This window comes from Ruegeria sp. S84 (genome assembly GCF_056583445.1).
The window spans coordinates 300855-325843 of the sequence record NZ_JBWPVF010000001.1; the positions used below are offsets into that span (position 1 = coordinate 300855).

Genomic DNA, 24989 nt, shown 5'->3' on the forward strand with positions numbered 1-24989 from the left:
GACAATCTGGCTTGGGCGGGCAGCTCTGTTGCGTCGGCCCCCCAAAAACCGGCACATAAGTTTTTCCCGCTTGAATTGAGCCGCATCGCAGCGATTCGAAGCGTTCGGAATCAGCACGATATTGTTTCGAATTCGTGGACCAAGCGTCTATTTCGGCGGTATAGAATCCATTTCTTCCATCAGGCAAACACAACATATAGTGGGAAGAGGGTCTGGGCTCACTATATAGGCGATTTCGATTTTTGTGATCCATAGTGAAGCCATCAGGCGGCCCCAATAAAGTCAAATTTGAAACGTCTAACCGTCTTAAGTGTCCTGCGGTTGTGTTTGGTTGTGAGTTCGCGGGCTGAAGCCCTGGTTATCTATGCCGCAATAAACGAGTAGAATGGGCGGGAAGAAATGAGCCACAACCAGGCGGTCGGCGCAACGCACGACGAACCTCAGATCGAAGGATTGCAGCCAGGCGCAAAGCTGCTGCGCGGACAGTATGAAATCCTCCGGTTCCTAAGCAACGGCGGGTTTGGGATCACCTATCTCGCGCGCGATAGTCTGGACCGCGATGTGGTCATCAAAGAATGCTATCCGGGGGCGCTCTGTCAGCGGAATGGTGATCTGGTCGAACCTGCCAACCCTGACCACAAAGAAGACCTGCGCGCCATTATCGACCTGTTCATTCAGGAAGCACGCAACCATGCGCGGCTGGTTCATCCCAACATCGTCGACGTGCATCAGGTGTTTGAGGACAACGACACCGCTTATATCGCGATGGACCTGATCCGCGGATGCGATCTTCTGGATTATGTCGAAAAACCCGAAAACAAGAGCGGACCGGACTTTATCGTTCAGGTCACCGAAAAAATGCTGTCTGCGGTGTCGTTCATTCACCAAAGCGGCATGCTACATCGCGATATTTCACCCGACAATATCCTGATCGATGAGAATGGCGAACCCATCCTGATCGACTTTGGCGCAGCACGCGAGCAGGCGGCACACAAGTCAGCGGCGCTATTGACGCTGCGCGTGATTAAGGACGGGTACTCGCCGCACGAATTTTATGTGCGTGGCGCGGATCAGGGCCCCAGCAGTGACCTCTATGTACTGGCTGCAACGCTGTATCATGCGATCAGCGGCGAGCGACCGATTGATGGCCAGACACGTTTGAATGCGTTCAACAACGGCCAAGACGATCCTTATGAACCGCTGACAGGGCGATTCAAAGGTTATCCTGACGGGTTCCTTGAGGCGATCGACAAAGCAATGGAAGTGCACGCCACTGACCGTGTGCAAACCGCATTGGACTGGCTGCGTATGTTCCGTGGTCCCGGTGTGATGTTCGACAGTTTCGCGTATCGCCCTGTTTCGGTCATTGTTGGCATGGATCGCAAAGACGAAGAGGCCGAAAAAGAACGGATCAAAGCCGAAAGCGAGAATGCGGAGGCCGTCGTGACCGCGCTGCTGGCCGGGAACTCTGATCTGGCCCTCGGGAACGAGGAAAAAACGGAAGACACTCTTGCTAAATTTGCACCTCAGGACGAGGCCGTTGCTGCAGTCGACACCGTTGTAAAAAGCGGCTCGGGCGGCAGTGGCAAGATGATCGCGGGTATCGCGATTGTATTGGCGGCTCTGGCCGGAGGTGGATACTTCGTAATGCCGGGCGATCAGCAATCGCCCGAGGCAACTCCGGTGACTGCAGAGGTTCCGACTACTCAGGTGCCCGCAGAAGCAGCTCCGGAACCCGTCGAGCAGACCGCCGAAGCCACAACAGAGCCGCAACAGGCCGAAGTCGCTTTGGCATCAGAACCAGAAGCGGCGCAGGAACAACCTGTCGAGCAGGCTAATGAGGTGCCGGAAGCCGCCATTGTGTCAGAGCAGCAACCCGAAGAAATCGCCTTGGTGGAACCTGAAGTGGCGGAACCTGCGGTTGAAGACATCACACCCATCGCACCTGCGACTCCGGTAAATCTCGCCGAAAACCAGGTCGCATTTGGGCACTGGGATATTGAGATTCCATTTACGATGTCCAAGCGTCGCAGCTCGACCGGGAGTGTCATTGCCATCAATGCATTGAACGCCGGGCAAGATAGGTCGGTGATCGGGGATTGGGTCGAACGGGGCGCTACGATTTTTACTCTGAATGGTGAACCTATTCGTCCGGACACAACGCTTGCATCGTATGTTCTAGATAATTTCTCGGTCGATCCAGACGGGTATATCCGTGTAGCAGCGCGCTATCGCAGTCTGGGCGAAACACGCGCGCAGAATGGATTGCTGGCCCTGCCCGCCTTCCGCAGTTTTGGCCTTCTGAACGGTTATTCGTTTGATGTGGCTCATGCGGGCGAGGCAGGTTGGCAAACCGTCGTCGCATCTGTTCCGGAAGAAGTTGCTGGCAGTTTGCAGCGGGGAGATGTGCTGCTGCGCGAAACACAGACTGGTGTCTCGATCAATGAGCCCGAGAGTCTGGACGGCATCCTTGCTCAACTTGTTTCCGACAACCAACCCGCGGCGCGCCTAAGCATTCTGCGCAACGGAGCTGAAAGTACTGCGGTCATGCAACTAACGCAGGAGTGATCGCCCAGTTGATGTGACTATCGCCAGTTTCAGTGTGCTGGGGGTGCCGCCCATCGCGTCACCCCGTCGGGGACCAACCCGTCGCGACGTAAATGTTTCTCTGTTTCCTCTTCATCAGTGCCCTACGCCTATGGCGAAGCGGTTTGTAGCAGTCCCGCGGGTAAAGCCCCGCATGAGAAATCAAAGAAGGTGACGACACCATGTTCAAATACAAAAGCCCTCTGAGCCGGCTTCTAGAAGGTGCCGGAAAACCGAAAGAAGAAGATGCGGTGGAAACCGAAACCGTTGCGGAAGCGGTCGAAACAGAAAGCGCTGCTCCGATTGCGGATTTCAACGCCCTGCGCGCGGCCCTTGCGGGTGGAAACGTTAGCTCGGACAGCTACGAGGAAGCAGACGAACTGATCCCCGAAGAACCGATGCCCGAGTTTTTGGAAGACCAGATCGAGGATCAGGCGACCGAAGAAGAAGTGGCCGAGGTTCAAGAGGTCGAAGAAGATGAACAGATTGTCACGCTTCATCTGACTGCGGAAGACGAGGTTCAGGACGATGAACCCGAAGTCACCATAGAAGAACCAGAGGCCATCGAACCTGAAGTCGTATCCGAAGTTGCGGGCGAGGTGGAAATCGTCGCAGAACCCACACCGGAGCCGGAGCCTGTTGATGTAACCCCGGAACCCGCCATGGTCGCACCCGCACCGGCTGAAGATCGGCGTTCTCGTGTGAAGACGACGTTTTTGGGTTTCGAGCGTGCAGATACGCATGTTCAGGAGCTGATGGAAACAGCTGAGCCCGTTGAAAAGACAGAAGCGGCCGAACAGACATTCCCGGTTGGCTGGCTGGTTGTGACCGCCGGACCGGGTCGGGGTGCCGCGATTACCTTGACCGAGGGATTGATGCAGATCGGTCGGAATGACGATCAGGCTATTCAGCTGGATTTCGGCGACACCGGGATCTCTCGCAGCAATCACGCCGTCATCGCATATGACCCAGAGGACCGGAAATGCTATCTGGGCCATGGCGGCAAGGCCAACTTGGTGCGCCTGAATGGCAAGCCTGTGCTCAGCACCATAGCCTTGTCCAGCGGCGATCTGATCCGGATCAGCGAAACCTCGATCCGCTTCACCGCTTTCTGTGATGACGGCTTTGACTGGCGGGATGCCGACTAATGCTGGCGACTCCTGCATATGATATTGCCCTGATCCTGGACCAGGGTCAGCGCGACTCGCAGGAAGACGCGATTGCTGCGCGGGTCTCTGACGCGACAGACGCGGGTTATGTCGTGATTGCCGACGGTATGGGCGGCCATGAAGCGGGCGAAGTCGCTTCGCAGTTGGTCATTTCAGCCTGGCGCGATGCGATGGATGCCCAGTTGGATGGGCCCGACCTTGCTGAGAGCGCACTGCTCGACGCTCTGCCGTTGGCCGCTATGCAGGCCAACGCCGCTATGGCGAGCCATAGTGAGGAAAACGAGGTCAATCTGGGCTCCACCCTTCTGGGCATGTTGATGCTGGATCAACGCGTATTCTGGATCTCGATCGGTGACAGTCCACTTTACCTGTTCCGCAATGATGCCCTGTCACAGGTCAACGAAGATCACTCGATGGCCCCGGTGATCGACGAACAGCTCGCACAAGGATTACTGAGCGCGGAAGAGGCGCAGGGCCATCCGGATCGCAACCAACTGACTTCGGTGATCATGGGGGCTGCGATTCCAAAAGTGGATTGTCCGGAACAACCATTGGCGCTGATTGCGGCAGATGTACTGATCCTTGGCAGTGATGGTCTGCAATATCTCGGCAATTCCGAGATCGAAACGCTGGTGCGTACGCATATTCATTCCCCGGCTCGCGATATTGCTGATGCGCTGCTTCAAGCACTGCATGCAAAGGCAGACCCGGATCAGGACAACATTTCAATCGCCGTGGTCAAACCGGCACAGACTTAGACAGGCAGTGAAACAGGACAAAATGCGAAACCATCTTATCATATCCACCCTCGCTCTTGCTGCTGCAACAGGTGCAGCATCGGCGCAAGAGGCGTGTTCGACTTATGAAATCCAGCCCGGTGACAGCTTGCGGGAACTGGCAATTGCCGTCTACGCGACGGAAGATTACCGGGTCATCTATGATGCGAACCGGGATACGATCGGGTCGAACCCCAATATCATTCGCGTCGGTGATGTTCTGACTTTCCCTTGTCTTGAAGATATCGGGCGCGCGGCGCAACTGCCGGATACCGAAGCTGGCCGCATGGCTGCCGAAATGGCCTCGGAACTGGTCAAAGCTGCCGAGGAACGGGCTGAAAAAGCCATTGCCGAGGCCGAAGCCCGCGTGGCCGCTGCAGAGGCCGAAGCTAAAAAGACCAGCGAAGAAGCCGTAGTCGCGGCCAAGGCTGCGGCCAAGAAAGAGATCGAAGCAGCGCGTGCGGAAGGTGCCGCATTGATCCGCAACGCGGATGGTGGCGTAAGCCCTGAAATTCGTGACCGTCAGATTTTGTTGATCACGGGTGGTAACTACGCCCCGTTTACGGATGAAGCGCTGCCAAATCGTGGGCTTTATACCAACCTGGTTGAAACCGCGATGCTGCGGGCCGCGCCCGAGCAGTCCTACAAGATTCAGTTCGTTAATGACTGGTCGTCGCATCTGGACCTATTGATGCCGACTCTCGCCTTTGACGCCACATTCCCTTGGTCGCGGCCGAACTGTGAACAAGCCGCTACGTTGTCGGAAAATGATCGTTCACGGTGCGAAACCTATAATTTCTCAAACCCATTCTACGAGGTCGTTGATACGTTCTTCGCAAAAAGCGGTTCGGGTTACGAAGAGACTCTGACTTATGCAGATTTCGCGGGCACAACGATTTGTAGGCCGGAAGGTTGGTCACTGTCGCATATGGATGCAGTTGGTCTTTACGAGCCTGCAATCACTTTGATGCGCCCCGTTTCACCCGATGATTGTTTTCGCGCAGTCATGGATGGCACAGCCGATATTGTCGCGATCGAAGCGCATCTGGCGGTCGAAGCAATCGGGCGTCTGGGCTACGAACATCAGATCATCGAAAACCCCAACCTAGCGGCAATCAAGTCGCTTAACGTCATGACCCACAAAGATAATCCGGATGGGGAAGCGATCCTTGAGACGCTCAACCAGGGTCTGGCGATCATGCAGCAATCAGGCGAGTGGCGCGACATCGTATCTACCGCACTGCGCTATCAAATGGAAAATGGCTAAGGCCTTGATTGGCCCAACGAAACAAAGTCTGGAGGAAGTGGACATGTTTAACAAGAAATTGAAGAAAGCAGTACTGTCGGCATCAGCCTTCACCGCCCTGAGCGCAGGTGCAGCCGCCGCTCAAGAGGCCTGCTCCAACTATACGGTTCAGGATGGTGACACATTGGCGACCATCGCCATTGCCGCCTACGGCACCTCAAACTATCAGCCGATCTTTAACGCTAACCGCAATGCAATCACCAATCCCGGTTCGCTAACCCCCGGTCTGGTACTGGCGCTGCCCTGTGAGGATGGCAGCCTGCCCAACGGTCAGAGCGCGCAAGAACTGATCGCGGCAGAAGAACAACGTGCTGCAAGCGTCAAGCGCTCGAATGTCTACGCGCCTCCGATCAAGATGGTCGCTGGCAACGGTTGGGAACCGTTCACTACTGAAGATCTGAGCGGCGGTGGCATCATGACCCGTCTGGCGACGACAAGCCTTCAGCGTGCTGGTAACAGCCGCGATTTCTCGGTCAGCTTTGTAGATGACTGGAGTTCGCATCTGGACACACTGTTGCCACTGGGTGCGTTTGATATTTCGATCGCGTGGACTGTACCGGATTGTACCAACCGCTCCTATGAGTGGTCTGCAGAGACCGAAGCCCGGTGTACCCAATTTGTCGCTTCTGTTCCGGTATATGACATTGTCGGAGGTTTCTTCACTTTGCCTGAAAGCGAATACGCAAAGGCGACAGATTTCTCCGACCTTGAGGGCTCGACCGTTTGCCGCATGGCAGGCTGGAGCATGGTGGTGCTGGAAGAACAAGGGCTGAACCGCGAGAACACAACCGTGGTCCAACCCAATTCGGCTCGCGAATGTCTCGATGCCGTATTGACCGGTACGGCAGACGTGGCTGCATTCGAAGTCGATCTGTTTGCCTCGACAATGAAAGACATGGGTTTGACCTCGGCGGATATTGTTGAGAACCCGTATGTCTCGACACTGTCTTCGATGAGCTTCCTTGCACACCGCACCAATCCATTCGCGCGCGAGTACATCGCGATGATGAACAAGGGTTTGATCGAGATGCGCGAATCCGGCGAATGGTACGCGATTATTTCCGACACGCTGCGCGAACAAAATGAAAAGCTGAACGCAGCATCAAACTAATCCCTCGGTCGTTATGACCTTTCTTAGGGGCCGGTCTTCGGACTGGCCCTTTTTTTGTCGGTGGGTCAGAATCTTCAATGATAACGGCAAAGCCAACTGACTAGGCCTCAGACGTGGCGCAGTCAGCATTTGGTCTTATTTGCACATACATAATGATTATTTTTATCCTTAATCGCTCATAAAAGGCGGCCGTCTACGGGAATCCCCGAATATTCAGCGTGAACGATAAGCGTAGGATGAATTCAACTGCACCGGTGAGGCGTAAGCCCCGCCACTCACTCAGAAAGAGGCTGGCTATGGGGGCTGGCCTTTTTCTTTTTCAGGGCACGAAAAAACCGGCCCTCTTCGGACCGGTTTCTCTTTAGGCGTTTATGCAACCCTGGCTTATCCGATGATCGCATTCAGGGTTGCACTTGGCCGCATCACCGCAGCCGCTTTGGCCGGATCAGTGTGGTAGTATCCACCCAGATCGGCGGGTGCGCCCTGCGCTGCCGCCAACTCGGACAAAATCTGTTCTTCTTTGTCCGCCAACTCTTTCGCGAGCGGTGCAAACTCGGCGGCAAGTCCAGCATCATCGGATTGCCCCGCCAAAGCTTCGGCCCAGTAACGAGCGAACCAGTAGTGGCTATCGCGGTTATCCGGCTGGCCGACTTTGCGGCTGGGTGACTTGTTGTTATCCAAAATTCCCTGCGTGGCAGCCTCGGCAGCGGCGCCCAGGACGCCCGCTTTGGCGTTGCCCTTGCTGTCAGCGAGGAAGTTCAGGGATTCTCCGAGCGCACAGAATTCACCCATGGAGTCCCAGCGCAAGTGGTTTTCTTCAACCAGTTGCTGAACATGTTTCGGCGCCGAACCACCTGCACCGGTTTCGAACAGACCGCCACCATTCATCAGTTTAACAATTGATAGCATCTTGGCCGACGTCCCCAGTTCGAGGATCGGGAACAAGTCGGTCAGATAATCCCGCAATACGTTACCGGTGATGGCGATGCTGTCCTTGCCCGCCGTGATAGTTTCCAGCGACTGGCGGGTTGCTTCACGCGGGGCCATAGTCAAGAACTTGTCGGCCACGCCTGCAGCTTCAAGCGCTGGTTTGACATACTTGATCAGCTCGGCGTCATGTGCGCGGTTGGCATCCAGCCAAAAGATCGCCTCGGACCCGGTCAGGCGCTGACGGTCCATCGCCAGCTGGATCCAGTTCTCGATCGGGGCCTTCTTGACGGTGCAGGCGCGCCAGATGTCGCCCTTTTCGACGTCATGGGAATGCAGCGTTTCGCCATTGGCCAGAACGATACGGATTGTACCATCTGCGGGCGCTTCAAACGTCGTCGGGTGCGAGCCGTACTCCTCGGCCTTCTGCGCCATCAATCCAACGTTGGCGACGGCTCCTGCGGTAGCTGGGTTCAGTGCACCATTGGCTTTGAAGAAGTTGATGGCCTCATCATACACCGGTGCATAGCAACGGTCAGGGATCACACAGTTGGTATCGCCCTTGGCGCCGGTTTCGTCCCAACCCTTGCCGCCAGCACGGATCACTGCGGGCATCGAGGCGTCGATGATAACATCAGACGGGACATGCAGGTTGGTGATGCCACGGTCCGAGTCCACCATATACATCGACGGACGATCCCCTTTGATCGCATTGATTGCAGCGACGATGTCTGCGTTGCCCTGAACCCGCTCAAGCAGGTCCCCCAGACCCGAGTTCGGGTTTACACCCAGTGCGTCCAGCTCTGCACCGAATTTTTCGAACACGGGGGCAAGCCACGCCTTGACTGCATAGCCGAAGATAATCGGGTCACTGACCTTCATCATCGTCGCCTTCATGTGCAGCGAGAACATGGTGCCGTCTTTCTTGGTGTCCTCAATGGCTTCGGTCAGGAACGACGACAGCGCCTTGACCGACATGAATGTTGCGTCGGCCACAGTTCCTTCGGCCAGTGGCCAAGCGTCTTTCAGAACCGTAACGCTGCCATCTTTGCCCACAAACTCAATCTTGGCATCGCCGGCTTGCGCCGCAGTGATCGTTGCCGATTTCTCATTGGCGTAAAAATCATTGCCCGGCATCGAAGACACTTTGGTCTTGCTGTCCGCGCTCCACTCTCCCATCGAATGAGGGTTCTTCTGGGCATAGTTCTTCACAGCGCGCGCTGCGCGGCGATCGCTGTTGCCTTCGCGCAGGACCGGGTTCACGGCCGAACCCTTGATGGCGTCATAACGCGCACGGATCGCTTTTTCGTCGTCCGTCGAAGGCTCTTCGGGGTAGTTCGGAATGTCATAACCCTGTGATTGCAGCTCTTCGATGGCAGCCACCAACTGGGGCACCGACGCCGAGATGTTGGGCAGTTTAATGACATTTGCGTCCGGTGTTTTCACCAGCTCACCTAAAGCAGCCAGGTCATCAGTAATACGCTGTTCGTCTGTCAGCTTTTCGGGGAAGGTCGCAATAATACGCCCGGCCAGCGAAATGTCTTTGGTTCCGATGCTGACACCGGCTGCTGACGCAAACTTGCGGATAATGGGCAGGAACGAGGCGCTCGCCAGCTCGGGCGCTTCGTCTACAATGGTATACAATACGTCGAAGTTCGATTTTTCTGCCATATTCCCTTACCTTTTTTTAGCCTTTCAGGGGCGTGCGATCCAAGAGCATGTGCCGCCGTGACATAGGCACCAATCCCAAAGGGGACATGACGGCCCCACGGGTGACTCTGATTTGACAGGGCCTCCCTTAAATGAGGATTGGCTTGGGATCAATCGTATTGAGCGGCGCAAATTGACACGGGTCGAATTAGTTTGGGCTATTGAGTGATATCACACACCCGGAAACACCAACTCAAATCGCGCACCGGTCTTGGAAGGCACCAGCAAAATCCGCCCGCCATGTGCCCCCAACAGGTTTGTAACGATGGTCAGGCCCATCCCGGTCCCTCCCTTCTCGCGCGCGGTTGTGAAGAATGGGTTGAAGATGCGGTCCCGATTACCGTCGGATATGCCGGAACCATCGTCTTGGACAACCAATCGACCGAGTTCTGCGTGCAGGACCACCTGCCTTGCCCCGTGACGGCGTGCATTGTCCAAAAGATGTTGCAGGGCAATTTTTAGGCCAGAGGCTGCTAGGTTCAATGCCTGATCGCCGCCTTCTATGCTGATGTCCAGTTCGGGAAATGAAGAGCGTAACTGATCGGCAAGATCGTTCAGGCTTGCCTCCCCATGATGTTCCGGCACTCGTGCCTGTGCAACCGTGTTAAGAGCGCTGAGCTGCGTTTGCATCTGATCGCTTGCGCCCAATATCTGTTGCAGCAATGCGTGATCCTGGTCCGAGAGCGTTTCGGCCTCGGCCAACAACTCTCCTGCCGCACGGATCGCGGTGACAGGGGTTTTCAACTCATGCGTGACATGATCTGCAAAGACGCGGATCGAAGCTTCGCGCCGTTGCAGTGTATCCGCCATGCTCAGAACCGAACCGGCGAGGCGCGACAGTTCTTGTGTGCCGTAGTGATCGGGCGGCTCGGCGCGTTGCCCTTGTTCAATGGCCCCTGAATAGGTCGCCAGCGACGTTATGGGGCGGAGCAGAAGCCGAACCATAAGGTATCCGACTACTCCGGTCGCACATCCGATCACGATCGCCAGCAAGCCCGCAGCGTTTCGAAACCCGATCTCAGGTCCAAGATACCGCAGCGCGATCAGACCCAGCAGAGACAGGGCGAGCGTACCCGCGAGACCTCCGCCAAGAACAAAACCCAGCGAAGGGCGCCATTTGCGTCTCAGCCCGGCCATGCACCCATCCGCAATCCGATCCCATGCACGGTTTCGATGGCACCGGCCCAGCCCTGATCCCCCAACTTGCGTCGTAAGTTCCGCAAATGACTATCCAGTGTCCTATCCGAGACCGGATTGCCTGCGCCATAAATCGCATCAACCAATTGTGGTCGCGAGACGATGGCGGCGGGCGTTTGCATCAGGCGACGCAAAATCGACAGCTCGGTTGCGGTTAAGGCAAGCGCATTGCCGTCGACCCGAACCGAATGCGCCGACACATCCATTTCAACCGGGCCATGCCGCAGGAGAAGCTCTGCAGCACCCGGTTTGCTGCGTTTCAGGATAGCTTTGATCCGTGCAACCAACTCACGGGGGCTGAAAGGTTTGGTCACGTAATCATCCGCTCCCAACTCGAGGCCCAAAATGCGATCAATCTCGTCATCACGCGCGGTCAGGAACAAGATTGGTACGTCCGAGCGTGCCCGCAAGCGGCGGCAAACCTCAAGCCCGTCAATCTCAGGCAGGCCGACATCCAGCACGACAAGATCAGGCGCTTCCCGCATCGCGTGGGTTAGCGCCATTTGGCCATCGCGGGCGGTAACCGTCTGGTAGCCGGCGCGCTCAAGCGTGATCGAGACCAGCTCTCGCAGGCGTGGATCATCATCCACGACGAGGATTTTCATCTACCTTCTCCGGCATGGGTTCAACGGCCAGATTACGGATCACCCGATCTGCGCGAAAGCCCCAATTCCTCCAATTGTAGATGACCGGAGGGGTTGCGCAAGCGCGTACCCTTTTGTCCCTTAGCAACTCTGCCGCCGCCATCTCATTGAGCTGACATGCGTAGTAGGTATCAAACCGTATCGGATTTTCCAGATTCCAACGGGCGATTAAGGCTGAAAAATTCACGAAGCAGCATGCATAGAGCACGCCAATCCCCAGGACCGCAGATCGCAGCAATAACCAACGGTTCGATTTACCCTGTAAAATTTGCCAACCGGTCAGACACAAGCCCACAGCAACCAGCGCCATCCAGATTGCCGCATGAACACGCAAATAGGTCAGCCCGTAGAAATCAACGTAAAGCGACAGGCGCATCAGCGATGAGATCACCAGCAGTACATTCTGCGCCAGCCACAGCATCATCCATCTTGTCAGCCCCTGCCGCTCGTTCAGATAGGGTCGGGCGGCCAAGGCAAATGCGCCCGCCAGCAAAGCTGTGACCAAGAGTGGGTATGCCCCGCGATGAGCATATTCAGCATAGGTCATCCCTTCGGGCAACTTGGCGTTGCCCCAGAGAAAGACCATGTCCATCCCAGTTTGCACCGCCAGCAGCAAGTTGAACACCATTAGCGCATTGGCAACGGATTGGGCATTCAGGCCAAAGGCAGGCAATGGGCGCTTGCGTCCGGGGCCAAATCGGGGGGCAAGCAAGTCAGGCCGCAAGGTGACCGCAAGAAAGGGCCAGATCGTGATTGCTGCCCCGATCCAGAATAGCAGTCGGTCGAACCGCAGATCAAATCGCCAAATCCGATCGATCCAATCAGACAAGACCGGATTGGCCGCAACCATCAGCGAAGCAAGGATCAGTGCGCCTCCGATCGGGAAACTCCAGTTGCGCAGTGCACGAAGGGCAACCCCGTCAATGCGGGAAACCGAATGACCTTTCTGAACCGCCTCTATCCCGTGTCTGAGCGCCAATATTGGAAACAGAGACAGAAACCGGCGAACCGAAGCGACCTCATGATTGCCCAGCACGGCCCAACACAGCGCAATGGTCGATCCACCCAGCAAGAAAGCTACGGACAGGGCTTGAACATATTCCACCACCGGAAGAATGCTAAGCAGCAAAAGAAGGGCTGGCCCGACAAGTCCACCACGGCGGCGCAGCAAGGCAAACACGACAGCGGAAACCGCCAACACAAAGAGTGCGATTGAAAGGCCAGGAGAATGGTCGAAAAACAGAAAATCGGCGAGCGCAACCAGAAACACCAAACCCAAAAAAGCGTGGCGATTGCCGGGTTCCGCTAAGCCATCGGCACGGTTTGTGCCTCGATCAGGGGTGTCCAGCCACCAACTATCTTGTAAAACTGATGCCGGTACACCGCGCACGATGAACTGTCCCATTTAACTGCTCCTTGTTTGTGTTGGTTCTGTCTGGCCCAGGCAGGTGCAGATCACCGCGTAAGGGTCGTGCATTTTTTGTGCAGAGGTGCTTTTCGCAGCGCAGCCTCTTCCCCTTGTGCGTGCCGGTGGCTAAGACGATCTTCCAACCGCAAGTCAGGAGGCCCCTTTGGACCGTATCGCCCGCACCATCGCCACCGAGATTAACGCCCGCGCGGAACAGGTTGGGGCCGCGGTAAGGTTGTTGGATGAAGGTGCGACCGTGCCCTTTGTCGCCCGTTATCGGAAGGAAGTGACCGGCGGGCTGGATGATACCCAATTGCGCACCCTTTCCGAGCGACTGAATTATCTGCGTGAGCTTGAGGCCCGGCGCGAGGCGATTCTGTCCTCGATCAAGGATCAGGGGAAACTGACGGACGATCTGGTGAAATCGATCGCCCAAGCCGAAACCAAGGCGCAGTTGGAAGACATTTATCTGCCGTACAAGCCCAAACGCCGGACCAAGGCGATGATTGCCCGCGAGAATGGTCTGGAGCCGCTGGCCGATGCGATTCTGTCGGACCGGTTGGCTGAACCAGAAGGGCTGGCTGAAGGGTATCTGATTGAGGCTGTCCCCACGACCAAAGACGCGCTGAATGGTGCACGGGACATCATCACAGAGCGGCTTACCGAAAACGCTGCTTTGCTGGGAGAGCTCCGAAACTTCATGCAACGTGAGGCGTTGCTGAGCGCAAAGGTCGTCGAGGGCAAGGAACAGGAAGGTGCCAAGTTCAGCGATTACTTTGATCATTCCGAGCTTTGGTCGAAAACCCCGTCACATCGAGCGCTGGCAATGTTGCGCGCCTCAAAGGAAGGGATCGTAACGCTCGACATTGCTCCCGAACCCGAAGCGGGCGCCGCGCGGGCCGAGGCCATGGTTGCGGCTCATCTGAACACGCGCGGTGATACTCCTGGTGACAAGTGGCTACGCAAGGTCGCGGGCTGGACATGGCGGGTCAAGCTATCGCTGTCGATGATGGTCGAGCTGATGGCTGACCTGCGCAGCCGCGCACAAGACGAGGCAATTCAAGTGTTTTCGCGCAACCTAAAGGATCTGCTATTCGCTGCTCCGGCGGGGGCACGTCCGACGCTTGGGTTGGATCCCGGCATTCGCACCGGGGTCAAAGCCGCCGTGGTGGATGCAACCGGTAAGTTGGTTGCAACGGATACGCTATATCCGTTTCAGCCCAAGAATGATCTGCGTGGTGCACAAGCGGCAATCCTGAACCTTATCGCTACACATAAAATCGAGCTTATTGCCATCGGCAACGGCACAGCCAGCCGCGAGACTGAGCGTTTGGTGGCCGATACGCTGTCGCTTCTGCCCAAGACCGTCAAAGCACCGACCAAGGTCGTCGTTTCCGAGGCTGGAGCCTCGGTCTACTCGGCATCCGAGCTTGCCGCGCGCGAATTTCCCGACCTCGACGTCTCGCTACGTGGAGCGGTCTCGATTGCCCGCCGGCTACAGGATCCCTTGGCTGAACTGGTCAAGATAGAACCCAAGAGCATCGGCGTCGGCCAGTATCAGCACGATGTGGATCAGCACCGCTTGTCACAGTCACTGGAGTCGGTGATCGAAGATGTGGTGAACGCTGTGGGCGTGGATCTGAATACCGCTTCAGCCCCCTTGCTTTCTCACGTCTCGGGTCTGGGACCGGGATTGGCCGAGGCGATCGTCACGCACCGAGATATTCATGGTGCCTTTGCGTCTCGCAAGGATTTGCTGAAGGTGGCCCGCCTTGGTCCGCGCGCCTTCGAGCAGTGTGCAGGTTTCCTGCGAGTTCGTGACGGGTCGGAACCTTTGGACGCCTCCTCGGTTCACCCCGAGGCTTACGATGTCGCCCGTCGGGTAGTGGCAGCATGTGGGCGCGACATTCGCCAAATCATGGGGCATGAAGGCGCGCTGAAAGACCTGCGCGCCGAGCAGTTTGTGAGTGACACCTTCGGCTTGCCTACGGTTCGCGACATTTTCACCGAATTGGAGAAGCCCGGCCGAGACCCGCGACCCAGTTTCAAAACGGCGTCGTTTACGGACGGGGTTGAGGAAATCACGGACCTGAAGCCCGGCATGGTGCTGGAGGGTACCGTCACCAACGTCGCCGCCTTCGGCGCGTTTGTCGACATTGGCGTGCATCAGGACGGGTTGGTTCATGTCAGCCAACTGGCCGATCGGTTCGTGAAGGACCCGCATGAGGTGGTCAAAACCGGGCAAGTTGTCAAAGTGACGGTGGTCGAAGTCGACGTTCCACGTAAGCGCATTGGGCTGTCCATGCGCAAGGATGGTGGTGCTTCGGCACGCGAGGGCAATGCACTCCGTGGCAAGGGCAAACCGGCACGAACACCCAAGCCAGGGGAACAGCGGCGCAGCCATGGGGGTCAGAGCACCCAGAACGGGGCCTTTGGTGACGCTCTTAGAGACGCCTTCAATAAACGTTAGGCGGCAACCCTGTCATAGGGCTAAATACGAGGCGTGTTTCTGCATGACCTACATTCACCTAAGCCCCGGCAGACAGAAAGAAAAGCAGGGTGCTAACATTCGGGTGTTGCAACTCGGACCATGATCTGGATGATGCTGGCCCATGATGGCCGAAAAATTCGGCCAACCGTATGAAAATGCGGCCACAACAAAAAATGGGGAGACGACTTATGTCATTCAAAACTCTGATGCTTGCCGCCAGTGCAACGGCGATGATCGCGGCGGGCGCTTCGGCGGAGACGCTGCGATGGGCCCGTGCAGGTGATGCGCTGACGCTGGACCCGCATGCGCAAAACGAAGGCCCGACCTCGGCCATGGCGCACCAGATCATGGAAACGCTGGTGATGCGTGATCACTCAGGCGCACTGGTTCCATCGCTGGCGACCGAATGGGCACCATCGGAAGAAAATCCGAATGTCTGGGTGTTCAAACTGCGCGAGGGCGTTACCTTCCACGACGGTGCCGAGTTCGACAGCGAGGATGTCGTGTTTTCGCTGAACCGCGCGATGACGCCGGATTCGGATTACAAGGAACTGTTGGCCTCTGTGAAAGAGGTGCGTGCGCCCGACAAGTTCACGATCGAGATCGAAACTGACGGCCCAAACCCGATCATGCCCAACAACCTGACCAACATGTTCATGATGGACAAAGGTTGGGCCGAGGCAAACAACGCCGTCAAGGTTCAGGACTATGAGGGCGGCGAAGACACGTTTGCGGCCAAGAACGCCAATGGCACCGGTCCCTACAAGCTGGTCAGCCGCGAGCCCGACGTGAAAACCGTCCTGGCCGCCTATGACGGCTATTGGGGCAAGGATGAGTTCCCGCTGCAGGTAACCGAGATCATCTATACCCCGATCCAGAACGCCGCGACCCGTGTTGCCGCGCTGCTTTCGGGTGAGGTTGATTTCATTCAGGACGTGCCCGTACAGGACCTCGAGCGTGTAGCCGGAACCGATGGTCTGGACGTACGCACCGCGCCGCAGAACCGGGTAATTTTCTTTGGCATGAACATGGGCGACGCTGATCTGACCTCGGACAATGTGGATGGTAAGAACCCGCTGGCTGATGTCCGCGTTCGACAGGCGATGTCAAAGGCGATCAATCGTGATGCGATCAAACAGGTCGTGATGCGTGGTCAGTCTGCTCCTGCTGGCATGATCTCACCTCCATTTGTGAATGGTTGGGATGAAGATATGGATGCGTCCTCGTCAACCGATATCGAAGGGGCCAAGGCGTTGATGGCCGAAGCAGGCTATCCTGATGGATTCTCGCTGACCCTGAACTGCCCGAATGACCGCTACATCAATGATGAGGCGATCTGTCAGGCAGCGGTTGGAATGCTGGCCCAGATCGGCGTCACAGTTAACCTGGACGCCAAACCGAAAGCCCAGCACTTCCCGTTGATCAACAACCTAGAAACAGATTTCTACATGCTGGGCTGGGGTGTTCCGACTTATGACTCGGAGTACATCTTCAACTTCCTCGTCCATTCGAAGGGCGAAAAGTACGGCTCGTGGAATGGCACACGGTATTCCAACCCGGATCTGGATGCCAAAATCGTGGCCCTTGCCTCTGAAACTGATCTGCCCGCACGTGATCAGCAGATCGGTGATATCTGGCAGGTTGTTCAGGACGAACAGCTTTATATCCCGATCCACCATCAGGTGCTGAACTGGGGCATGAAATCGGGCGTGGGCACCATCGTCGAGCCGGAAGATTCACCGAAGATCAAGTACTTTGAGATGAACTAAACTATCCTTTGTGATGGTATGCAGGGCGCGGAAACGCGCCCTGTTCTTGTTTGCGCCGTCGGTAACGGACATGTGATCTCGGCGCAGGAACGGCTTTACGTGGCAGCGAAAAAGCTGGATTGTTTCAGCGCTAACAGGGAGATTTCGCCATGATCCTCAGAAACAGTGCAATCGGCCTGACCATGTTGCTTGCAAGCGCCGCGCAGGCGGCCGAATTCAAGTGGGCCTCGACCACCGATCCGCAGACGATGGACCCTCACGCGGTCAACTCGGCCCCAGTTCTCGGTTTCCTGAACAACGTCTACGAAGGGCTGGTCCGCCGCGGAAAGGATATGAGCGTTGAGCCCGCGTTGGCTGTCAGTTGGGAGCCGATCGGCGACGGCGAAGGATGGCGGTTCAATCTGCGTCAGGGCGTGACCTTTCACGACGGAAGCAGTTTTGACGCGCAAGATGTGCTGTTCAGCTACCAACGCGCCTCGGGTGAGGCGGCGGACACGCGCAGTTGGTTCGCTCCTGTCAGTGACGTCATTGTAGTTGATGACTACACCGTTGATATCATGACCACAGCACCTAACCCGCTGTTTCCGTCATCGATTGCCAACTGGATGATCATGGATCAAGACTGGACTGAGGCCAACGACGCCGTGGTCCCCGACAAAGAAACCGGAAACTACGCCACCATCAACGCCAACGGCACCGGCGCGTTCAAGGTGACCGAGCGCGAGCCGGGTCTTAAGACCGTGTTGGAACCTTATGAAGGCTGGTGGGGGGATGTTGAACACAACATCACCCGTGCAGAATTTAATCCGATCCAAAATCCTGCCACGGCCGTAGCGGCGCTTCTATCGGGCGATGTGGACATGATCAACCCGGTCCCCATTCAGGACGTCGCACGGCTGCAGCAGAACGCAGAGGTCGATGTCATCCAGGGCATTGAAGCGCGTGTGATCATGCTGGGCTTCGACCACGAGGCTGACACGCTGAAATACACAGACGATGCGGGCAAACCCAACCCGTTCCGTGACGCGCGCGTGCGGCAGGCAGTTGCGCAAGCGGTGAATGTCGACGCCATTCTGGCCACGATCATGCGCGGAAATGCCGAGCCCGCATCGCAGCTCGTCAGCCCAGCCATGAGCGGGTTCTCCGAAGCCAACGCCGGACGCCCCGCGTTTGATGTGGAATCTGCCAAGTCCCTGCTGGCCGAGGCCGGATATGCAGATGGTTTCTCATTTGGCCTGAAATGCCCCAATGACCGCTATCTTAATGACGAGGCCGTCTGTCAGGCCGTCGTTGGTATGCTGGCTCAGATCGGGATCATCGCCGAGCTGGACGCGATGCCAGTGCGGAACTATTGGCCGGAACTGCGCGAAGATAATTACGACATGTACCTGCTGGGCTGGAGCCCCGGTACGTTCGACGCCGAGCATCCGGTCCGGTTCCTTGTCGCAACCCCGAACGAAGAGAAAAAGCTGGGTAGCTGGAACTTCGGCGGCTTCTCGAATGCACGTGTCGATGAGCTGTTGCCGATGATCCAGTCAGAACTGGATGAGGCCAAGCGTCAGGCGATGCTGGACGAGGTTACCCAAATCTATCAGGACGAACACGTTTATGTGCCGATGTATGTCCAGCCGCTGGTTTGGGGCACGCGCAGCAATGTCGAGGTCACGCAGCGTCCGGACAACTTCTTCCTGCTGCGTTGGGTGAATTTGAATTGATCGGCGGCAACGTCGCGTTGAGTTGACAGCACTCTCTTGACCATCTGGTCAAGGTCGGCCTAGAGAGACCGATCTACGAGGGAAACATATGTTCGCATATATCGTCAGACGGATGTTCCAGTCCGTCATAGTGCTGTTGGTCGTGGGGTTGGTCGCCTTTTCGATGTTCCGATTTGTTGGCGACCCGATCGACAACATGCTGGGGCAAGAGCGCACGCAGGCCGACATTGACCGCCTACGGACCGAACTTGGGTTGGACCAACCCTTTGTTGTGCAATACGCCAAGTTCCTGCAAGGCGCTGTTCAGGGCAATTTCGGTGTGTCTTATCGCCAGGGGCGACCGGTCTCGACCATCCTGGTGGAACGCGCCCCGGCGACGTTGGAATTGGCCTTTGTGTCCGGCTTTCTTGCGATCACGATGGGCATTGCCCTCGGTGTCTTTACTGCAATCCGACGACAAGGGATCGCTGCCAATGTGATCATGACTGTTTCCTTGATCGGGGTTTCGCTGCCGACGTTCCTTATAGGTATCCTGCTGATCTATGTTTTCTCGGTTGAACTTGACCTACTGCCCAGTTTCGGGAGGGGCGAGACCGTTATGATTGGCAGTTGGTCCACCGGGTTTCTGACGACCTCGGGGCTCAAGGCGTTGATATTGCCTGCAATCACGCTGGGCCTCTATCAAATGACACTGATCATGCGGCTTGTCCGGTCCGAGATGCTGGAGGTTCTGCGCGCTGACTATGTCCGCTTTGCCCGCGCCCGAGGGCTGTCGGACCGGGTGATCAATTTCCGCCACGCGCTGAAGAACACTCTTGTGCCGGTGATCACCATCACAGGCCTTCAGCTGGGGTCGATCATCGCTTTTGCCATCATCACCGAAACGGTGTTCCAATGGCCGGGCGTCGGCTTGCTGTTCATCAACGCGATCCAGTTCGTGGATATCCCCGTTATGGCTGCCTATCTGATGCTGATCTCAGTGATGTTCGTGACAATCAACCTGATTGTCGACCTTCTGTACTATGCCATTGACCCGCGCCTGCGTGTCGACGCGAGGGCCACATGACCGAAACGATGGAAACCCCGAAAGTCGCGCCTAAATCGCGTATGGCTAAATTCTGGGACAGCGATTTCGCCTGGTCTTTCCGGCACTCTCCGGTAGCCATGATCGCATCTTTGGTCGTGGTCATTCTGGTGCTGGCGGCGATCTTTGCCCCGCTGATCGCGCCATATAACCCGTTCGATCCAGCAACACTGAACCTGATGAACGGGTTCACACCGCCAGGTACGCCCAACGCGTTCACGCAAGAGACCTTTTTGCTAGGCACGGATGACCAAGGGCGCGATGTGTTCTCGACCATCCTCTACGGGTTGCGCATTTCATTGTTCGTAGGTGCCTCTGCTGTGCTTCTTGCCTTGATCATCGGCGTGATCCTCGGTCTGATCGCTGCGTATTTCGGAGGTTGGATCGAGACGCTGATCATGCGTATCGCAGACGTGCAACTGACGTTCCCGGCCATTTTGGTCGCAATGCTGATCTTTGGGATTGCCAAAGGAATCACTCCGCCGGAATACCGCGATGAGATGGCAATCTATGTTCTGATCATCGCGATTGCGTTGTCGGACTGGGTGCAGTTCGCACGCGTCGTCCGTGGTGCTGCTCTGGTCGAGAAAAACAAAGAATATGTACAAGCCGCGCGCCTGATCGGGCGTGGATCGTTCCCGATCATGTTCCGTCACATCCTACCCAATGTCCTCAGCCCTGTTCTTGTTATTGCGACCATCTCGCTGGCGCTTGCGATCATTGCTGAGGCCACATTGAGTTTTCTGGGTGTGGGCGCTCCCCCGACCCAGCCGTCGCTGGGGACACTAATCCGGATCGGGCAGGGTTTCCTGTTCTCGGGCGAATGGTGGATTTTGTTCTTCCCGGCCTGCACGCTTCTGGCCCTTGCCCTGTCGGTCAACCTGTTGGGCGACTGGTTGCGCGACGCGCTGAACCCAAAACTGCGGTGATTTCATGAGCCTTCTGACCATCCAAGACCTCACCGTCGAATTCCCGACCCGCCGCCAGCTGTTTACCGCAGTGGACCACGCCAGCCTTTCTGTAGAACCCGGCGAAATCCACGGACTTGTGGGCGAATCCGGGGCAGGTAAATCCACCATCGGCGCTGCCGTGATGGGCCTTCTGGAACGCCCAGGTCGCATTGCCAGCGGCCAGATTAAGCTGGGCGGCGATAAGATCAGCGGCATCGATGCCGAGGCGATGCGCGGGCTACGCGGCAAGAAGATCTCGATGATCTTTCAAGACCCGCTTACGTCGCTGAACCCGCTATTTACAGTGCGCGAACAACTGGTCGAGACGATCCAGGCCCATCTGGGTGGATCCGAGGCCGAAGCAAGCAAGCGCGCCCGTGATTTGATTGATCGCGTTGGCATCCCAGACCCGGATACTCGGCTGGATCAGTACCCGCACCAGTTCTCGGGCGGCATGCGGCAACGCGTGGTGATTGCTCTGGCACTTTGCACCGAACCGGATGTGATCATCGCCGATGAACCCACGACGGCTTTGGATGTTTCCGTTCAGGCCCAGATTCTGGACCTGATCAAGGAACTGGCACAAGAGCGTCAGGTGGGTGTCATCCTGATCACCCATGATATGGGCGTGATCGCCGATACAACTGACCGCGTGACCGTGATGTATGCGGGCAAGGTGGTTGAAAGCGGCACCACGGCACAGGTGATGGGCCAGCCGCAACACGAATACACCAAGTCCCTGATCGCCGCGGTACCACGCCCGACGCTGAAACTGCATCGTTTCCCTCAGATCAGCTATGGCGGGCGTGAAACGCGTTTCGCGATCGAGGATATGGCACGCCACTGGCCCAAGGTGGATAACGACGCCAGCAAACCGATCTTTGAAATCCGCAACCTGACGAAGAAATTCCTGCAAAAGCGTGGATTACTGCCTTGGGATCGTACCTACTTCACCGCTGTCGACAACGTCAGCTTTGACATTCGTTCAGGTGAGGTCTTTGGGGTTGTCGGTGAGTCCGGATCGGGCAAGTCCACCGTCGCGCGGATGATTGCAGGGCTCTATCCTGTGGATGGTGGTACCATCACCTTTGACGGACAACTGGTAAGCGATCTGAGTGATCGTACGGTGCAGGAAGAGTACCGCAAGAACATCCAGATGATCTTTCAGGACCCCTACTCGTCTCTCAATCCGCGTATGCGGGTGGATGAAATTGTGGCGGAGCCGATCCGCCATCACCGCCTGATGGAAGGTGCCGACGTAAAGCGCCGCGTGGACGAATTGCTGGATCAAGTGGGGCTGGGGTCAGAGGCCGGGCTGAAATATCCACATGAGTTCTCGGGCGGTCAGCGCCAGCGTATTTCGATTGCCCGCGCATTGGCGACACAACCCCGGTTCCTGATCTGCGATGAGCCCACAAGCGCGCTCGACGTTTCGATCCAGGCGCAGATTTTGAACATCCTGAAAGACCTGCAAGAGCATCTGGGCCTGACCATGCTGTTCATCAGCCACGACCTGCCAGTGGTGCGCCAGATGTGTGACCGAGTTGCGGTCATGAAACAGGGACAAATCGTCGAGGTTCAGGACACCAGCGATCTGTTTGCCAGTCCGAAAACCGAATACGCGCAAGAACTGTTGCGGTTGATGCCGAAACTCGATGACCTGTCGACTGACGGGCTTGGGGTCGAAGCAGAATAGGGCTGCGACACCCGTTGCAGGCGCTCCGTGACTAGAAGCCTTGTTCGAATGCCCGGAACTCGGCAGCGATAGCCGCAGCTGCTATCGCCAGCAGACGCTCGCCATCCTGAGGATTGGCCAAAGCTGAATGCGATCCAACGCGGCCATCCGGGAAGTCCGCGCGATGCTCGTCAGGTGGACCATGGCGATCCCCTGCGTGATCCCGGATGTATTCGGCGCTGAGTTTCTGGGGCGGCTCAGCGGCCTGATTGGCAGGCAATGGTCCAAGCAAAGACTGGGTTATGGCAATCTCCGAGGGGGTGGCGTGCATCCCTTCCCAATCACCATAGAGCTGCTGCCGCAAAACGTTCACAGCGTTCGGCTCCCACCAGCTACGGATCAGCAATTGACCACCGGCAATTTCGCTTTCGATCTGCCGAAGAGGCGCCAGATTGGCCCCGTGTCCGTTCACTATGAACACTCCAACGAAACCTTGCTGCAAAAGCCCCCGGATCACCTCATTTGCGATGGTGCGAAAGGTTTCGGCTGAAATAGACACCGTTCCGGGAAATCCCGCGTTGAAAGGCGCTGGCGTGTAGGCCAGCGCCGGAGCGACGATACCCTCGCATTGCATGGCGGCAGCGAGTGCGACAGCCTCGGCGCAAATCGTGTCGGTGCCAATGCGACCCATCGGGCCGTGCTGCTCGGTCGATCCAACCGGCAGCAACACGGCCGCACCGGCATTGATACGAGTGTCAACCTCGTACCATGTCATGTGCTCAAGTTTCATGACTTTGAAAACTCTCGCAGGCGCTCCAGTTACTAGGGCCTCTGATCAGAGACCCCAGCGTTCCCGGTTTTCGTCAAAGAAGCCTTGGGCTTTTTTCACTTCAATCCAGTTGTTCACATAGTTGATCCAGACCTGATCACTTTGCGGCAACAGCATCGCGATAGGAGAAGGAGAACGCGGCCCGGCATTCTTGACGCGGACGACCGGGAACTTTGCTTCAAGGGTCGATCCCTCGATATTCGAGGTTATGAACACATCTGCACGACCGGCCAAGACCTCCTGAAAACCACGCGCAGGAGCTTCGACCACTTTGATATCCGCATCGGGGAACCATTCGCGCACGCGCTTTTCAAAGGTGGTGCCCAGGGTAGTAGCAACCTTCACGTCTGGCTTGTTGATCGAGTCGTAGCCATCAAATTTGTCGGCCTTTTCCTTGGTTGTGTAGGGAAACAACTCAACCGCGATGTAACTGTCGGAAAACCCTGCAACTTTCATGCGCGGAGGTGAGATAGAAGCCGAACCGGTGATGTGGTACTTCCCCGCTACCACACCATTGACCAATGTTTTCCAGTCGGTGGGCACATATTCGACCTCAACACCCAGATCAGCGGCCAGCGCGTTCATGATGTCGATATCATAGCCTTTATAGCTGTTAGTCGCCGGGTCGCGCAGTGACATCGGGTTCCAGTCACCGGTTGTCCCCACTTTCAGCACGCCGTCATCCAAAATTTCATTCAGAGCCGACTGTGCTTGCGCAGCGCCGCTGATCACAAGACCGAGCGCAGCCGCAGCCGCGACTTTAACAAAACGTTTCATGTGGTTCTCCCGTTGGTGGCGTTAGTCTTTTTATCACGACATTGCTTCTTGATTTAAGCGTAAAGAAAAAGATAACCTCAAGCAACTAATTAACTCATAGTAATCACAAGTGGGCCAGCAGATGCCAAACGCAGCGATCGAGCTTGTCGACGTAGACAAGTGGTTTGGCACATTTCACGTGCTCAAGAACATCAACCTGACAGTCAACAGTGGTGAAAAGGTTGTGATCTGCGGCCCATCCGGATCGGGTAAATCAACGGTCGTAAGATGCATCAATCAGCTTGAGAAACATCAAAAGGGCACCATCCGCATCGATGGGGTCGAACTGAACGATGATGCCAAATCTGCAGCCACCATCCGGTCAGAAGTTGGCATGGTGTTCCAGCAATTCAATCTGTTCCCGCATCTAACAGTGCTGGAAAACCTGACCCTTGGCCCCATCAAGGCCCGCGGGTTGAGCCGAAAAGAAGCCGAGGACAAAGCGCGCCACTACCTTGAGCGTGTTCATATACCCGATCAGGCCGACAAGCGCCCGATACAGCTTTCAGGTGGACAGCAGCAGCGAGTGGCAATTGCCCGTTCGCTTTGCATGGAGCCCAGGGTCCTTTTGTTCGACGAACCCACCTCGGCGCTCGACCCTGAGATGATCTCCGAGGTGCTCGACGTGATGGTCGAACTTGCCGAGGAAGGCATGACCATGGTTGTGGTAACCCATGAGATGGGATTTGCCCGAAAAGTGGCCGACAACATGGTGTTCATGGATGCAGGCGAGATTGTCGAACAAGGTAAGCCCGAGCATTTCTTCACCAATCCAAAGTCTGAGCGGTGTCAGAAATTCCTGAGCCAAATTCTACAGCATTGAGTT

The 24989-nt window shown here is 56.6% G+C and carries 18 protein-coding genes; 12 read left to right on the top strand and 6 right to left on the bottom strand.

Features of this window, described 5'->3' with window-relative positions; all coding sequences use genetic code 11:
* The first annotated feature begins 399 nt into the window (after positions 1–399).
* From AC1DFB_RS20080 to AC1DFB_RS20100, 5 genes are all read left to right on the top strand, one after another.
* Entirely contained in the window at positions 400–2568 is a 2169-nt protein-coding gene (locus AC1DFB_RS20080; protein ID WP_480922661.1) for a serine/threonine protein kinase, read from the top strand.
* 200 nt (positions 2569–2768) lie between these two features.
* Positions 2769–3734 (top strand): FHA domain-containing protein, encoded by a 966-nt coding sequence (locus AC1DFB_RS20085; RefSeq protein WP_480922662.1) that lies wholly within the window; start codon positions 2769–2771, stop codon positions 3732–3734.
* Positions 3734–4513, top strand: a complete 780-nt coding sequence (locus AC1DFB_RS20090; protein WP_170562045.1) for a protein phosphatase 2C domain-containing protein — start codon at positions 3734–3736, stop codon at positions 4511–4513. The genes AC1DFB_RS20085 and AC1DFB_RS20090 overlap by 1 nt, the downstream gene beginning before the upstream one ends.
* Positions 4514–4535: 22 nt before the next feature.
* Positions 4536–5798: a peptidoglycan-binding protein LysM gene (locus AC1DFB_RS20095; RefSeq protein ID WP_480922663.1), complete on the top strand. Its 1263-nt coding sequence runs from the start codon at positions 4536–4538 to the stop codon at positions 5796–5798.
* 43 nt (positions 5799–5841) lie between these two features.
* Positions 5842–6948, top strand: coding sequence for a transporter substrate-binding domain-containing protein (locus AC1DFB_RS20100; protein ID WP_170393909.1), 1107 nt, complete (start codon positions 5842–5844; stop codon positions 6946–6948).
* A 384-nt stretch (positions 6949–7332) separates the two neighbouring features.
* Here AC1DFB_RS20100 and AC1DFB_RS20105 read toward each other — a convergent pair whose 3' ends face one another.
* From AC1DFB_RS20105 to AC1DFB_RS20120, 4 genes are all read right to left on the bottom strand, one after another.
* Complete coding sequence (locus tag AC1DFB_RS20105) at positions 7333–9546, bottom strand: NADP-dependent isocitrate dehydrogenase (RefSeq protein ID WP_480922664.1); 2214 nt, start codon at positions 9544–9546, stop codon at positions 7333–7335.
* Positions 9547–9756: 210 nt separating this feature from the next.
* Positions 9757–10722 (bottom strand): sensor histidine kinase, encoded by a 966-nt coding sequence (locus tag AC1DFB_RS20110; RefSeq protein ID WP_480771777.1) that lies wholly within the window; start codon positions 10720–10722, stop codon positions 9757–9759.
* Positions 10710–11387: a response regulator transcription factor gene (locus tag AC1DFB_RS20115; protein WP_480922665.1), complete on the bottom strand. Its 678-nt coding sequence runs from the start codon at positions 11385–11387 to the stop codon at positions 10710–10712. Before AC1DFB_RS20115 ends, AC1DFB_RS20110 begins: the two co-directional genes overlap by 13 nt.
* The gene (locus AC1DFB_RS20120) at positions 11365–12831 is read right to left on the bottom strand and encodes a DUF4153 domain-containing protein (protein WP_480922666.1); all 1467 of its coding nucleotides are present in this window, start codon (positions 12829–12831) and stop codon (positions 11365–11367) included. The genes AC1DFB_RS20115 and AC1DFB_RS20120 overlap by 23 nt, the downstream gene beginning before the upstream one ends.
* 166 nt (positions 12832–12997) lie before the next feature.
* On the opposite strand from AC1DFB_RS20120, the gene AC1DFB_RS20125 reads away from it, so the two are divergent.
* From AC1DFB_RS20125 to AC1DFB_RS20150, 6 genes are all read left to right on the top strand, one after another.
* Positions 12998–15304, top strand: a complete 2307-nt coding sequence (locus tag AC1DFB_RS20125; RefSeq protein ID WP_480922667.1) for a Tex family protein — start codon at positions 12998–13000, stop codon at positions 15302–15304.
* Between the two features lie 209 nt (positions 15305–15513).
* Complete coding sequence (locus AC1DFB_RS20130) at positions 15514–17094, top strand: ABC transporter substrate-binding protein (RefSeq protein ID WP_480568107.1); 1581 nt, start codon at positions 15514–15516, stop codon at positions 17092–17094.
* Positions 17095–17243: 149 nt separating this feature from the next.
* On the top strand, positions 17244–18809 hold the full coding sequence (locus tag AC1DFB_RS20135; protein WP_480922668.1) for an ABC transporter substrate-binding protein: 1566 nt from the start codon (positions 17244–17246) through the stop codon (positions 18807–18809).
* Positions 18810–18897: 88 nt separating this feature from the next.
* Entirely contained in the window at positions 18898–19875 is a 978-nt protein-coding gene (locus AC1DFB_RS20140; protein WP_170393893.1) for an ABC transporter permease, read from the top strand.
* Positions 19872–20822: an ABC transporter permease gene (locus AC1DFB_RS20145; protein WP_170407343.1), complete on the top strand. Its 951-nt coding sequence runs from the start codon at positions 19872–19874 to the stop codon at positions 20820–20822. Before AC1DFB_RS20140 ends, AC1DFB_RS20145 begins: the two co-directional genes overlap by 4 nt.
* A 4-nt stretch (positions 20823–20826) precedes the next feature.
* Positions 20827–22539, top strand: coding sequence for an ABC transporter ATP-binding protein (locus AC1DFB_RS20150; RefSeq protein WP_480922669.1), 1713 nt, complete (start codon positions 20827–20829; stop codon positions 22537–22539).
* Positions 22540–22570: 31 nt separating this feature from the next.
* Here the strand turns inward: AC1DFB_RS20150 and AC1DFB_RS20155 are convergent, their stop codons facing one another.
* The gene (locus AC1DFB_RS20155; RefSeq protein ID WP_480922670.1) at positions 22571–23308 is read right to left on the bottom strand and encodes a creatininase family protein; all 738 of its coding nucleotides are present in this window, start codon (positions 23306–23308) and stop codon (positions 22571–22573) included.
* Between the two features lie 45 nt (positions 23309–23353).
* Positions 23354–24124, bottom strand: coding sequence for a transporter substrate-binding domain-containing protein (locus AC1DFB_RS20160; RefSeq protein WP_170393886.1), 771 nt, complete (start codon positions 24122–24124; stop codon positions 23354–23356).
* Positions 24125–24245: 121 nt separating this feature from the next.
* Here AC1DFB_RS20160 and AC1DFB_RS20165 point away from each other — a divergent pair, with 121 nt between their 5' ends.
* On the top strand, positions 24246–24986 hold the full coding sequence (locus tag AC1DFB_RS20165; protein WP_170407352.1) for an amino acid ABC transporter ATP-binding protein: 741 nt from the start codon (positions 24246–24248) through the stop codon (positions 24984–24986).
* The last annotated feature ends 3 nt before the right edge of the window (positions 24987–24989 follow it).